At 72.5% G+C, this 12,557-nt stretch carries 10 protein-coding genes; 4 read left to right on the top strand and 6 right to left on the bottom strand.

Annotation, left to right across the window (positions count from 1 at the left end):
- Window positions 1–204: 204 nt before the first annotated feature.
- A complete protein-coding gene (locus HNR25_RS03835; protein ID WP_184633347.1) occupies window positions 205–957 on the bottom strand; it encodes an NUDIX hydrolase in 753 nt (250 codons plus the stop codon).
- Window positions 958–1,130: 173 nt separating this feature from the next.
- Between HNR25_RS03835 and HNR25_RS03830 the strand changes: the two genes are divergently transcribed.
- The 4 genes from HNR25_RS03830 (at window position 1,131) to HNR25_RS03815 (ending at window position 6,047) form a co-directional block, all read left to right on the top strand.
- The gene (locus HNR25_RS03830; RefSeq protein ID WP_184633346.1) at window positions 1,131–1,793 is read left to right on the top strand and encodes a hypothetical protein; all 663 of its coding nucleotides are present in this window, start codon (window positions 1,131–1,133) and stop codon (window positions 1,791–1,793) included.
- Window positions 1,794–1,955: 162 nt separating this feature from the next.
- Window positions 1,956–3,923, top strand: a complete 1,968-nt coding sequence (locus HNR25_RS03825; protein WP_184633345.1) for an AbeC-like domain-containing protein — start codon at window positions 1,956–1,958, stop codon at window positions 3,921–3,923.
- A 26-nt stretch (window positions 3,924–3,949) separates the two neighbouring features.
- A complete protein-coding gene (locus HNR25_RS03820; RefSeq protein ID WP_246463514.1) occupies window positions 3,950–4,870 on the top strand; it encodes a 5'-methylthioadenosine/S-adenosylhomocysteine nucleosidase family protein in 921 nt (306 codons plus the stop codon).
- 214 nt (window positions 4,871–5,084) lie between these two features.
- Complete coding sequence (locus HNR25_RS03815) at window positions 5,085–6,047, top strand: oxidoreductase (protein ID WP_184633344.1); 963 nt, start codon at window positions 5,085–5,087, stop codon at window positions 6,045–6,047.
- Window positions 6,048–6,191: 144 nt separating this feature from the next.
- Here HNR25_RS03815 and HNR25_RS03810 read toward each other — a convergent pair whose 3' ends face one another.
- The 5 genes from HNR25_RS03810 to HNR25_RS03790 form a co-directional block, all read right to left on the bottom strand.
- Window positions 6,192–7,463, bottom strand: a complete 1,272-nt coding sequence (locus tag HNR25_RS03810; RefSeq protein WP_184633343.1) for a Gfo/Idh/MocA family protein — start codon at window positions 7,461–7,463, stop codon at window positions 6,192–6,194.
- Window positions 7,464–7,510: 47 nt separating this feature from the next.
- Window positions 7,511–8,554 (bottom strand): ABC transporter permease, encoded by a 1,044-nt coding sequence (locus HNR25_RS03805; RefSeq protein ID WP_184633342.1) that lies wholly within the window; start codon window positions 8,552–8,554, stop codon window positions 7,511–7,513.
- Window positions 8,551–9,609, bottom strand: coding sequence for an ABC transporter permease (locus HNR25_RS03800; protein WP_184633341.1), 1,059 nt, complete (start codon window positions 9,607–9,609; stop codon window positions 8,551–8,553). Before HNR25_RS03800 ends, HNR25_RS03805 begins: the two co-directional genes overlap by 4 nt.
- Complete coding sequence (locus HNR25_RS03795) at window positions 9,606–11,351, bottom strand: sugar ABC transporter ATP-binding protein (protein WP_312862342.1); 1,746 nt, start codon at window positions 11,349–11,351, stop codon at window positions 9,606–9,608. Before HNR25_RS03795 ends, HNR25_RS03800 begins: the two co-directional genes overlap by 4 nt.
- 64 nt (window positions 11,352–11,415) lie before the next feature.
- On the bottom strand, window positions 11,416–12,522 hold the full coding sequence (locus HNR25_RS03790; protein WP_184633340.1) for a substrate-binding domain-containing protein: 1,107 nt from the start codon (window positions 12,520–12,522) through the stop codon (window positions 11,416–11,418).
- Window positions 12,523–12,557 lie beyond the last annotated feature (35 nt).

The following is a 12,557-nucleotide window of genomic DNA, read 5'->3' as shown; positions in this document are numbered from 1 at the left end:
TACATCACTGAAATGTACAGGTTTGTCACCCTATGTATTTGATAACGGACTTTACTAAAGCATCGTAAAGTGCCGCAAGGGGGTGTCGCCGGCCGCCTCCGCCCGGCCGTCATCGGCGCCGGGGACGGCCGGCTCCGCGCGGGGAGGCGCGGCGGCCCGTTCGGCGGCCGATGTGCGATCCGGGCCGCCGCCGGGTGCGCCCGGTTAAGGGTGCGCGGGGGGCGCGGTCGCCGGGCGGTGTACGTCGGACGAGGAGCGCAGCAGCGGCGGCACCAGCTCGCGCGCGTCGCCGCGGCGGTACAGCGCCGCCGGGCGCCCCGGATCGGTGGCGCGCCGCTCGCCGGTGGGCTCGACGAATCCCGCGGTGCGGGTGACCTTGCGGCGGAAGTTGCTGGGGTCAAGGGGGAGGCCCCAGACGACCTCGTAGACCGAGCGCAGCTCGCTGAGGGTGAAGGGTTCGGTGCAGAAGGACGTGGCGACCGTCGTGTACTCCAGCTTGGTGCGCGCTCGCTCGACGCCGTCGGTGAGGATGCCGCCGTGGTCGAAGGCGAGGCCGAATCCCGCGGCGAGCGCGTCGTTCACCGGCGTCCATCGTGCCGCGCCGGCGTCGGTGCCCGCGACCGGCGCCGGCATGTCCGGCCCGAGTGCCAGGTAGGCGGTCGTGACCGTGCGCCCGCGCGGGTCGCGGTCCGGCGCGCCGTAGCCGTGCAGCTGCTCCAGATGCAGCGTGTGCCCGTCCAGGCCGGTCTCCTCCCGCAGTTCCCGGATCGCGGCCGCGTCGAGGTCCTCGTGTGGGCGCACGTATCCGCCGGGCAGCGCGGGCAGGCCCAGGTAGGGGGGCTTGCCGCGTTCGATCAGCAGCACGTGCAGGGCCTCGGCGCGCACCGTCAGGATCACGAGGTCGACGGTGACTGCGGCGGGAAAGGGGCCGGAGGGCCGGTCGGGAGTCTCGGTCATCCTCGCAATCTACTAAAGGTCGCGTTGACTTTATACGGCGGGGCTGGTTATGGTCGGACTGACCATAAATGGTCGAAGGGTCCGGGATCCGGTGGCGGTCCGCCTGTGCGTAGGACGAGCGTGCGCACGCGGACGGGGCGGACCGCCACCGGCGGAGGGGCGGGGGTGTGCCGGTGGCGGAGTTCCTGATCGGCGTGGCCGGATCACTGGCGGCGACAGCGCTGCTCATGGCGGTCGGATGGCTGCTGTCGTCCCGCGCGCGCCGCTGGGTCCTCGCCGCCTTCGCGCGCAGCGCCGGCCTCGGGGTCCAGCGCATCCACCTGCACCAGAAGTCGGCCAGCGCCGACCTCGCCGCCGAGGCGGCCCGCGCCGGGTGGGTCGGCGTGCTGGCGGGCCGCGGCAACGAGCTCACCCGCGACACGTTCCTGCCGCTGTGGTCGGACGCCGGGTGGCAGCCCCGGCCCATCCGCATCCTGCTTCCCGACCCCGAGCCGGGCCACGACACCTGGCTGGTCCGGCGCCAGGAGGAGGTGCGCGCCGGCGACCCGGGATTGCGCACGGGACTGCTCGCCGAGCAGGTGCGGATCAACGCCCGCTACCTCGCCTCGGCGGCCCGGGGAAAGGAGAACTGCGAGATCCGGTTCTACGACCTGCCGAATCACTTTCGGGTGGTGATTACGGAAAGAACAGCCTTCCTCACCATTTACCAGAGTTCCGTGCACGGGCGGAAGTCCCCCTGTATCGTCGCGCGTAGACCGGGGCAGATATACGACTTCGCGCAGCGCATCTTCTCGTCCGCGTGGGAATCGGGCCGTGTGCCGAGTACGACCGATTAGCCGACTCCTGACCGGTTTTCCGGCCGATGTCCGGAGTTCGCGGCGGTACCCCCCGTGTGCGTCGTCCGGTGCCGCCATCGGCAGCCGAACGCTCGGAACGCGCCCCGTCCGAGAATCCCCCGTCCGTTGTTCTTCGCTAGAAGAAGCGGAAAAGGAGTAGGAATGTCCGAAGAAATCGGTGACTACACCGTTCAACCGGGCCAGAGCCCGCCTTCCGGCCCGCCGCGCCCGCCCACACAGCCGCGCCCGCCCGACGATCCGCCCCTGCCCGACGTCGCGGAGGTCGCGGGGCCCGGTGCGTTCGACCCCACGACACGGCTGCGCTGCGCCGGGGTGCTCGATGCGGCGTTCCGCAACCAGGTGCTGATGGAGCGCTACGAGAACGCCCATCGGGCAGGGGCACGGGAACCGGGCCTGGACGCCCAAGCGGTCGTGGGGGCCTGCCGGGACGCGCGCGAGACCGCGAGTATCGCCGGGGGATTGCTGGTCGCCCTGGTGCTGCTGCTGGCCGTGTTCCACGTGTTCGTGGCCGGGTTCGCGGCGCTCGGATTGCTGTGGCTCGCGCTGCGCCACAGCTGGCGCGAATTCTGGCGGAGCCGGGGCGGCGCCACGGCGCCCGCGGGGTTGCGGACCATCGTCGGCGTCCTGGCGACCATCCTCCTCGTCTCGGTTCTCGTCGCCGGCTTCGGCCTCTACTCCGCACTGAACGACCCCGCGCCGCAGTACGACCCCGGCGTGAAGGGAGTCGCCGAACCGGGTTCCGACTACGAGTCGTCCGGCGATGCGGCCTTCGGCCTGCTCATCCCGTGGTGGTTCGCTGCATTTCTCCTGCTGACGGGTGGGGTCGCCATCGGGTGCTGGATGCGTTCCCAGCGCAACCGGGCGCTCACGAGGATCGTCGCGGAGGGGATGACCGGATCCCGCCCGAACGGCGGGAGCGGTGTCGGCACTGTTCCCGTGGGCTTCTACAGCGACTTCTCGCCCTTCGTCGGCGCCGGTGTCCGGTACGGCTCATGGCCGCTGACGCTCGATTTGAAACCGGAAGCCGAGTCCGGCTCCTCCGGCGGCGGCGCCGAGCCGGTAGCGGACACCGGCCCCGCGCCGGAGCCGACCGCGCACCCCGGTCCGGAACTCGTGGAAAAGCTCTATACCGGACTGCACGCCGACCTGACCGGCCTCAGCGAGGACGGCGACCCGCTCAGCACCCACCGCAGTGTCGACCTCGCCGACTGCGTCTTCGTGCCCGGAGTACGCACCGACCGCCCGAGCGACGTGCGCCGCAGGATGCTCACGGGCGACGGTACCGGGCACGTGCGCCCGGATTGGGTGCGTGCGCTCATGCACAGCTCTCACGAGCGTGTCCGGCACTTCCTCGAGGTGGGGGTGAGCATGTGGGAGAGCCAGATCGTGGTCACTTCCTTCGTCCGGCTGAGCCTGCACGGAGGATCACTGCGCGTCGAAGGGGAGACCTTCGTCATGCCCCCCGTCTCCGAGTGCTACGGCGTGCCCGAGGAGGAGCAGCCGACCGGCGAGGACGCCGAAGGACGCGTCGGCGTATTCGGGTCAGCCGTGGCGAACCTGTTCGGAGACGCCCGAACGGCCGTCGCCGAACTCGGGGCTGCTGCCGCCTCGCAGTGGCGTGCCTCGGGCATCAAGCGCAAAGAGGCCGGACTCGCCGCGCAGTATCGGGCCCGCCCCCAAGACTCGGGTATGGCGGGCGAGGAAGCCTTGCTGGCGCAGCGGATCCGGCGGCAGGGCGGCGCCTCGCGGCCCATGGACGGCCGGCCCGAGCAGCGGTATGTCGCGCTGGTGGATTACGCGCCGCGGATCAGCATCCGCGAACTCGCAGCCGACCCCCACTACCAGCAGCTCTTCCAGCGCCACGACGTGCAGCGGGTGACCGGGGCCGTCACCAAGCGGTGCCTCACGTCGCTGGTGCGGGTGCTCAAAGACAACGGCTACGACACCGGTGAACTCGAAGGGGCCGCGCACAACATCACCATCGGGATGCAGAACTTCGGCACCGCCAACGTCGACGGCGTCGTCTCGGCGGGCACCGACAACGCGATCAGCCAGCAGCCCCCGGCGCGGCGCAGCGGCGGTGCCGGCTCGGCCCCTCCCCAGATGTGACCCAGAGCGGAAACGGACACCAGCCGATGAACGTCGACAAGGGCATCACGAACTACGGACACATGGACGTCAGCGGCATCGTCAGCGCGGGCGACCGCAACAGGATCACGCAGAACCGGGAGACCCCTCCGTCGGCCGGGGCGGAACGCCTCGCCGAGGCCGCGTCCCGCTGGGACAGCGGCCCCGGCCTGGCCGGTGGCGCAGTGGTCATCACCGCGCTCGAATGCGAGTACCGGGCGGTCGCCGAGCACATGGAGGGCCCCTTCGGCGAGCGCTCCGCCGGCGGGACCCTCTACCGCACCGGAACCGTGCGCGGCGCAGCCCGCTCCCGCCGGGTCGCCCTGGCCCGGATCGGCCAGGGCAACGTCGGCGCAGCCGTGCACGTGGAACGCGCGCGCACCGCACTGGACCCCGAGCTGATCCTCTTCCTCGGGATCGCGGGCGGCCTCAAGGACGTGCGCATGGGCGACGTCGTCGTAGCCGACACCGTCTACGACTACGAGTCCGGCAAAGAGGAGCAGGACGCCTACCTGCCGCGCATCAAGACGGCGGCGCCCTCGCACGCCGCCGTGCAGCGCGCGATGGACACCGCGTTCCGCCAGGAGTGGCAGGAACGCATCCTCGACCCGGTGCCCGGGCTCCACCCGCGCGGGTTCGTCAAGCCGATCGCGGCCGGGGGAAAGGTCGTCGCTCACGAGCGGGCACGTAGCGCCGAGCGCATCCGCGCCTACTGCGGCGACGCCGTGGCGCTGGAGATGGAAGGCTACGGCGTCCTGCACGGCGCCTACCTCAACGGCGACAGCACCGTGCTGGTCGTCCGCGGCATCTCCGACATGCTCACCGGCAAGGACGCCGCGAGCGACGAGGCGTGGCAGCCGGTTGCGGCGCGCAGCGCCGCCGCCTTCGCCTGCGCGTTCCTGGACCTGTTCACCCCCGACCAAGGCTGAAACGGCGGAGAAGGCAGCCGCCGGCGCTGAGTCGGGTGGCTCTGCGTCGGCGGCGCCGGGGCCACTGTGCCCTGAATCTCCCCTGCCATGCCTGTCTGCAGCGGAACGCCGGAATCAGGCGGCGCGTTGGCCGTGCGGCGCCCGTCGTCCGTGCGAGTCCCAACCCGCCGGCGGGGCGGGCGCGCGCCCCGATCCCCGGCCCGAAAAGAGGCCTATGCCACCCGAACAGGCCCGCACCGGCAACTGGACCTTCGAGCACATGCCCGACCAGAGCGGGCACTGCGCCGTCGTCACCGGGGCCAACAACGGCCTGGGGCGCGAGGCCGCCCGCGCGTTGGCCGCGCGGGGAGCCGAGGTCGTCATCGCCTGCCGCGACACCGCCAAAGGCGAGGAGGCCGCCGACACGATCCGCGCCGAGGTTCCCGGCGCGCGCCTGGAGACCCTGGAACTGGACCTGTCCTCGCTCGACTCGGTACGTGCGGCCGCCCAGCGCCTGCGAAACGTCCGGCCCCGCATCGACCTGCTGCTCAACAACGCCGGGCTGATGACGCCGCCGCTGGGGCGTACCGCCGAGGGCTTCGAGCAGCAGTTCGGCGTCAACCACCTGGGCCACTTCGCCTTCACCGGGCTGCTGCTGGACCGCGTGCTGGCGGCCGAGAACCCCCGCATCGTCACCGTGAGCAGCATCGCCCACCGGCGCGGCCGAATCGACTTCGACGACCTGCACTGGCGCAACCGCCGCTACGACCGCATGGGCGCCTACGGCCAGTCCAAACTCGCCAACCTCATGTTCGCCTACGAGCTCCAGCGCCGCCTGGAGGCCGCCGGGGAGAAGGCCGTGTCCGCGGCCGCGCACCCGGGCGTCTCGCGCACCGGGCTCTTCCGGCACCACTCTCCTCTGGTGCGCGCGGCGATGGGGCCCGCCCTGCGCCCGGTCAACTTCTGGATCGCCCAGACCGCCGACCGGGGCGTGCTCCCGCTGCTGTACGCCGCCACCGCGGCCGACGTGCGCGGCGGCGGCTACTACGGCCCCGCAGGCGTCGGCGAGTTCACCGGACCGCCGAAGCCGGCCGGCTCCAGCCGCAGCTCCCACGACACCGCCGCGCAGCGGCACCTGTGGGAGGTATCGGAGGAGCTGACCGGCCTCACCTACCCGTTGGGACCGGATCCCTCCTGAACCCCGCACCCGCTCCGGGGGCCTCGGGAAGCAGCCGGGCCGCCGGCACGCGCGGCCGCCGTCTGGGACGACCCCGCCCGGCCTCCGGGGTGCGGCGGGGCGGCCGGTCCTCCCAGACGGGCCGCCCCGCACTCCCGACGTCCGCTAGTGCCCCGGTTTCCAGGTGCCCTGGGCGACGCGGGGGACGAAGGAGTCCAGCTCGGCCTGCTGCGCGGTGTCGGTGAGGTCGATGCGGCGCCCCTCCTGTCCCGACAGGTAGGCGGCCATCAGCAGGCGCGTCACCTGCAGCCCGTCGTCCAGCCCCTCGTCCGGCCGGCGGTCGTCGAGGAACCGGGTCACCATGTGCCGGTCCTCCTCGGTGTAGCCGTAGGCGCCCGCCTCGTCCGGCAGCACCGGCATCAGCCCGCCCTCGGCGTTCTGCTTCTCCACCAGGTCCTCGCCCGCCTGACCGGCGACCTCGCGGCTGAGGAACACCTTGGCCTCGGTGTCGAGGCTGTTGACCTGCATGGCGTACTCCGGGCCCAGCAGCTCGAAGCTCAGCCGCAGACCCGCGCCCACATAGCTCCACGACGTGGTGCCCTCGGCCACCACCTCGTCGCCGTCGCCGTTGCGGAAGACGATGGTCGAGCGCGCGTAGTCTTCGGCGGGCCGGTTGCGGTAGTCGACCTCGGGGCCGTACCGGCGCATCAGTTCCTCGGCGTAGGCCGGGCGGGACCACTTCAGCGCGGCGATGGTGGCGTCCACGCTCACCGGTGTCAGCCACTCCGAAGCCGGAACGCCCGGGGGAGTCAGCAGGAAGCGCCCCGCCTCCACGCTGTGGCACATCATGTCGTTGAGGACGCCGCCGCCCTGCTTGTCACCCTGCCAGAACCAGCCCTTGTGCGGACCGTTGTGCTCCTCGGCGCATCGGGCCAGGTACGGCGACCCCGCCTCCCGGGCGCCGCGCGACCACACCAGGTCGTGGGCGCGGGTGACCCCGGGCGCGAACACCTGGTTCTCCAGGTAGCCGTGCAGCAGCCCGGCCTCGTCGACCATCCGCTTGACCTCCGCGGCTTCGGCGACGGTGCGCCCCAGCGGCTTCTCGATCGCGATGCCGCGCAGCGACGCGCGCCCCGAGGAGACCTCCTCGGTGATCGCGCGCACGGTCTCGGCCCGCACGTGGTTGGGGGTGGTCACCCACACCGCGTCCACCGCCGGGTCGCGCACCATATCGCGGACGTCGGCGTAGGCGGCGGGGTCGCCGACGCGCTGTTCGCGCGCGAGGTCGCAGACGGCGCGCACCGCGGACTCGGTGCGCCCGCAGACCGCGGTCACGTCGGCGTCGCGCACGCCGCGGAACGCGCGGGTGTGGAAGTCGGCGATGAATCCGCTGCCGACGATTCCGACTCCGAGCCGGTCGCTCGCCTGTGCTGTCACGTTGGACTCTCCAAATCCGGTGGATGAATGCCGGGAGTGGCCGCCGGTCACTGCCGCAGCCGCTTCTGCCGGCCGTACGCGGTCAGGACCGTGATCAGGACCAGGCCGTAGATGATCTGGCGGGGCGCGTCGCCCCACTCGCCGCCGCCGATCTGCATGATCCGCAGCAGCGAGTCGAGGACGGTCAGCAGGATCGCGCCGATGACGGTGCCCAAGTAGCCGCCCACACCCCCGATCAGCGCGGTGCCGCCGATGACGGCCGCGGCGACGCTGTTCAGCATGTAGTCGGTGCCCAGGCTGGTGTAGACGTTCTGGGAGTAGCCGAGCAGCAGCAGCCCGCCCACCCCCGCGAACATCGACGACAGAACGTAGGCGGAGAACTTGACCGCCGCGGTGTCGACGCCGGACAGGTAGGCGGTGGTGCGGTTGGCGCCCACCGCATACAGCCGCCAACCGAACGGGCTGCGCCGCAGCAGCCAGATGACCAGAACCGACAAGCCCAGCCACAGCCACAGCACCCCCGGGATGCCGGCGACGGTGTCGCCGGCGACCAGGGTGCGCAGCAGCGGTGCGGCCGACCCTTCGGGCCGGCCGCCGGTGTAGAGCCGGATGAACCCGGTGACCACCGCGATCATGCCCAGCGTCATCACCAGCGGCGGCACCCGGAACACCAGCACGCCCACCGCGTTGACGACGCCCACGACGCAGCAGGCCCCCAGCGCCAGCAGCACCGCGACCACGAACCCGTCGTTCGTGCCGTCCATGAAGCGGGAGGCGACGATCGCCGACAGGGTCGCGGTGGCGCCCACGGACAGGTCGATGCCCTCGCCGCCGGCGATGATGACCAGGGTCTGGCCGATCGCGATGACGCCGAGGAACGACGCCACCGTCATCAGCGTGATGAACTGGCCCCAGTCGGCGAAGGACGGTGATACCAGCGCCGCCGCCACCCACAGCAGCACGGCGGCCGAACCGGAGATCACCACCGGGTCGCGCACCAGCCGGTGCAGCAGCGGAGTGCGGGCCGGGCCGGGCGCCCGCTCGGGCGTGTCCGGGGGTCCGGCGCCGGCTTCGGCTGTGGGGGTGCTCATGCGGTGCCTGCCTTTCCGCGCGCGGGCGCCGGCCGCCGCGTGCCGCTGCGGGAGGTCAGCAGCCCGGCCAGCGCGATGGCGGCGATGATGATGCAGCCGTAGACGAACTCGCGGGCGTCGGTGGGGACCCCGGCGAAGAACACCAGGCCCTGGATCAGCGACAGCACGATCGCACCCACCAGCGCCCCGCCGACGCCGCCCGAACCGCCGCGCAGCCGGGTGCCGCCGATGACCAGCGCCGCGATCGAGCCCAGGGTCAGTTCGGTCCCCAGGGTCGGGTCGCCGGCTCCGGAGTCGGCCAGCAGCGCGATGCCGGCCAGCGCCGCCACCGTTCCGCCCGCGACGTAGGAGAAGACCCGTACCACCGAGACCGGAACGGCCGAGGTGTAGGCGGCGTCGGCGTTGCCGCCCACCGCGTAGAGGTACTGGCCGAACCGGTGCCGGCGAAGCAGCCGCCACGCCAGCCACAGCGCCAGCAGCAGCACAGCAGGAACGGGGATGTAGACCGCCAGCACCAGGCCGAACGTCTCGGTGAGGGCGGGCGAGGCGGTTCCGCCGGGCTGGGGCAGCACCAGCAGCGCCGCCCCGCCGAACACCGAGCTGGTGGCGAAGGTCGCCACGATCGGCTGCAGCCGCAGCCCGGCCACCACCAGGCCGTTGACCAGCCCGCACGCGGCGCCGGTGGCCAGGCCCGCCGCCAGCGCCAGCGGCAGGCGGGCGTCGTCGCCGTCCATCAGGACCACCGACACCGCCGACGCCAGCGTGACGATCGTGCCGATGGACAGGTCGATGCCGCCGCCCAGCACGATGATGGTCTGCGCGGCGGCGATGGTGGCCACCGGCAGGATCGTCGCGAAGCTCGCGCTGAGCGAGTAGGGCGAGAAGAAGGACGGCTGGAGCGCGATCGACGCGGCGACGGTGATCACCAGCAGCGCCGTGACGGCCAGCGTCGGCATGCGTACCGCCGCCACCGACTGCGCGGTGCGGGCCAGCGGCCCCGGAGCTTCCCGCGCCGCCTGCGCGGCGGGGGAACGGGTGGGGGTGGGGGTAGTCATCGCCTTCCTCGATCCGGGATCGGCGGTGTTCGGGGCGCTTCCGGGGCCGCGGCGGCCTCGTCCGGCCCGGCCGCCCCGTCCCGGCGGCGGGGATCGCCGCCCGGGGCGGGCGCGGTCCCGGAAGCGTCGGCGTCGGCGACGTGCATGGCGCCGGCGATCAGCGTGTCCTCGGTGAGCCGGTCCCCGGCGACCTCGTCGACGACGCGGCCCTCGAACAGCACCAGCACCCGGTCGCAGACCTCGACCAGCTCGCGGTCGTCGCTGGAACCCAGCACCACCGCCGCCCCCGACGCCGCCAGTTCCGCGACCACCGCGAACATCTCCGCTTTGGCACCCACGTCGATGCCTTTGGCGGGGTCGTCCATCAGCACCACCGCGGGATCGGTGGGAAACCACTTGCCCACGACGATCTTCTGCTGGTTGCCGCCCGACAAGGTGGAGACGGGATCGTCCAGCGAGCCGTAGCGGGTGCCGATGCGCTCGGCGACGGCGCGCGCCTCGGCGGCCTCGCGGCGCTTGGACAGCGCGACGCCCAGCGCGGCGCGGCGCCCCACCGACGGCAGGGCGAAGTTCTCCAGGATCGGCCGGCCCAGCGCAAGCCCCTGCAGTCCCCGGTTTCCGGGAACGTAGGCGATTCCCGCCCGCACCGCCTGCTTGGGTGAGCGGGGGTGGACCGGCCGGCCCCGCAGCCGCACGGTTCCGCCGGCGCGCCGGCGCGCCCCGAACAGCGTCGCCAGCAGCTCCGACTGGCCCTGGCCCTGCAATCCGCCCAGGCCCACCACCTCCCCGGGGCGGACCCGCAGGGACACGTGGTCGAGCCGGTCGCCGACCAGGCCGTCGACCTCCAGCAGCGGTGCCGCCTCGGGCGACCCGTCCGCCGGGTCCGTCTCGGGGGATGCGGAGGTGCCGGGGGCGGCGGCTTCGGCGGGTTCCGCCCCAGCGCCGCCCCGCGGCGCCCCCGCGGTGCCGGGGGCCGCACCGCCCGGGTGCGCGGCCTCCGGCACCGATCCGCCGGACATCAGCTCCACGAGCTCGCCCTCGGCGGTCTCGGAGACCGCGGCGGTGGTGACGTCGCGGCCGTTGCGCATGATCGTCGCGTAGTCGCACACGGCCCGGATCTCGGCCAGCCGGTGGGTGATGAACAGGATGAGCGCGCCCTGCGCGCGCAGCTCGGCCACCACGTCGAACAGCACCTGCACCTGGGCGCGGCGCAGCGAGGCGGTGGCCTCGTCCAGCACGAGCACCCGGGGCTCGCGCACCAGCGCCTTGCAGATCTCCACGATCTGGCGCTCGCCGGGATCGAGGTCGCCCGCGCGTTCCGCGACGGGCACGCGGCCGCCGAACGCCGGGGCGAAGCGCTCCAGCCACGGCAGCGCACGGTCGCGGGCCGCCCGGTGGTCGCGCACCCCGAACCGGGTCGGCTCCACGCCCAGCACCAGGTTGTCCAGGACCGAGAAGTCCTCGATCAGCGACAGCTCCTGGTAGACCGCGCTGACGCCGGCGGCAAGCGTGTCGCGCGGGCCGCGCGGGCGCAGCCGGCGGTCGGCGAGCAGCACCTCGCCCGCGTCCGGCCGCACCACACCGGTCAGTACTTTCAGCAGCGTCGACTTGCCCGAACCGTTGGGGCCCAGGACGGCGTGCACGCTTCCGGCGTCGGCGCCGAAGTCGGCTCCGGCCAGGGCGGTGACGCCGCCGTAGCGTTTGCGCACGCCGCTCATCCGCAGAAACGGCGGTGTGTCCACAGCTTTCTCCCTGCTGCTGCGTCCCCGGGGCCGGACCGCGCGCGGCCCGGCCCCGAGCGGCGGCCTATTCGAAGTAGCCGTCGGCTTGTTCGGGGGTGATGTTGTGGTCGACGGCGTAGGCGTCGGGCCGGTCCTCGACCTCGGCGAAGCGCTCGTCGAAGTTGTCGTCGGTGACGGTCTCGGGGATGGGCAGGTGGAGCGTGTTGCCGTTCTCCAGTTCGCCGTCGGCGAGCTGTTCGCCCTGCAACTGCCGCACCACCACGTGCAGCGCCGACACCGACACCGACGGCGGGTTGGGCACCCCGATGCTGGAGAAGTCCGTGTCGGACTCGCGCAGGGTGTTCCACTCCTTCATGTAGCCCACGCGGGCCTCGCCGGTGATGGCGACGTCGCCGACCAGGTCCTCGGACTGCAGCGCCTGCATCGCGCCCAGCGCCATGCCGTCCTGGACGAACACGCCGTCCACGTCGGGGTTGCTGGCCAGCAGGTCGCGGGTGACGGTCTGGCCCTGGCTCTGGTCCCACTCGGCGTAGTCGTTGGCCGCGACCTCCACACCGGCCTCGTCGAACACCTCCTGGGCGCCCGACCAGCGGGCCTCGTTGGCGGGGTGGCCGTCGATGCCGTTGACCGCGACGATCCGGCCGCCGTCGCCGACCTCGCCGGCCAGCCACTCCGCCGAGATCGACGCCCATTCGGCCTGGTCGATCACCACGTTGGTGACGTGTTCGGACTCCACCGCCTGGTCGATCGCCGCGATCGCGATGCCCTGGTCGGCCGCTTCGGCGAAGACCTGGTCGAGGGCGGTGGGGGAGTTGGGGTTGACGATGATCGCGTCGACGTCGGAGCGGATGAGGTTGCGGATCTGCTGGATCTGTCCGTTGACGTCGACGTCGGCGCTTTCCACCACCAGTTCGTCGACGACTCCCTCGGACTCGTAGTCGGCGAAGGAGTCCTCCAGGACGGAGATCATCTGCTCCCGCCACTCGCTGCCGATGAAGCCGTTGCTGACACCGATGGTGAAGGGGCCCTCGGAGCCGCCGTCCTCCCCGTCCCCGCCGCCGTCGCCGCCGGCTTGCGGGGTGCTGCACGCGGTCGCGGCGAGCACGATGCCCGCTGCAGCGAGCGCGCCGAGGGTGTTGCGGCCGGAGCGCCGGCGCGGTTTCCAACCCATGATGGGCCTCCAGTTACTGCGGATTCGGGGGAACG

Origin of the sequence: Streptomonospora salina, assembly GCF_014204715.1 — a bacterium.
Classification (GTDB): Bacteria; Actinomycetota; Actinomycetes; order Streptosporangiales; family Streptosporangiaceae; genus Streptomonospora; species Streptomonospora salina.
The sequence above is the reverse complement of the archived record's forward strand: the minus strand, read 5'-3'. Positions and strand labels throughout refer to the sequence as shown.

What these genes read in the sequence shown, in the direction of transcription:
- HNR25_RS03815 (WP_184633344.1), top strand. Translation starts at nt 5,085, where the DNA reads ATGCCACCCGAACAGGCCCGCACCGGCAACTGGACCTTCGAGCACATG.
- HNR25_RS03800 (WP_184633341.1), bottom strand. Translation starts at nt 9,609, where the DNA reads ATGACTACCCCCACCCCCACCCGTTCCCCCGCCGCGCAGGCGGCGCGG.
- HNR25_RS03790 (WP_184633340.1), bottom strand. Translation starts at nt 12,522, where the DNA reads ATGGGTTGGAAACCGCGCCGGCGCTCCGGCCGCAACACCCTCGGCGCG.
- HNR25_RS03825 (WP_184633345.1), top strand. Translation starts at nt 1,956, where the DNA reads ATGTCCGAAGAAATCGGTGACTACACCGTTCAACCGGGCCAGAGCCCG.
- HNR25_RS03805 (WP_184633342.1), bottom strand. Translation starts at nt 8,554, where the DNA reads ATGAGCACCCCCACAGCCGAAGCCGGCGCCGGACCCCCGGACACGCCC.
- HNR25_RS03820 (WP_246463514.1), top strand. Translation starts at nt 3,950, where the DNA reads ATGAACGTCGACAAGGGCATCACGAACTACGGACACATGGACGTCAGC.
- HNR25_RS03835 (WP_184633347.1), bottom strand. Translation starts at nt 957, where the DNA reads ATGACCGAGACTCCCGACCGGCCCTCCGGCCCCTTTCCCGCCGCAGTC.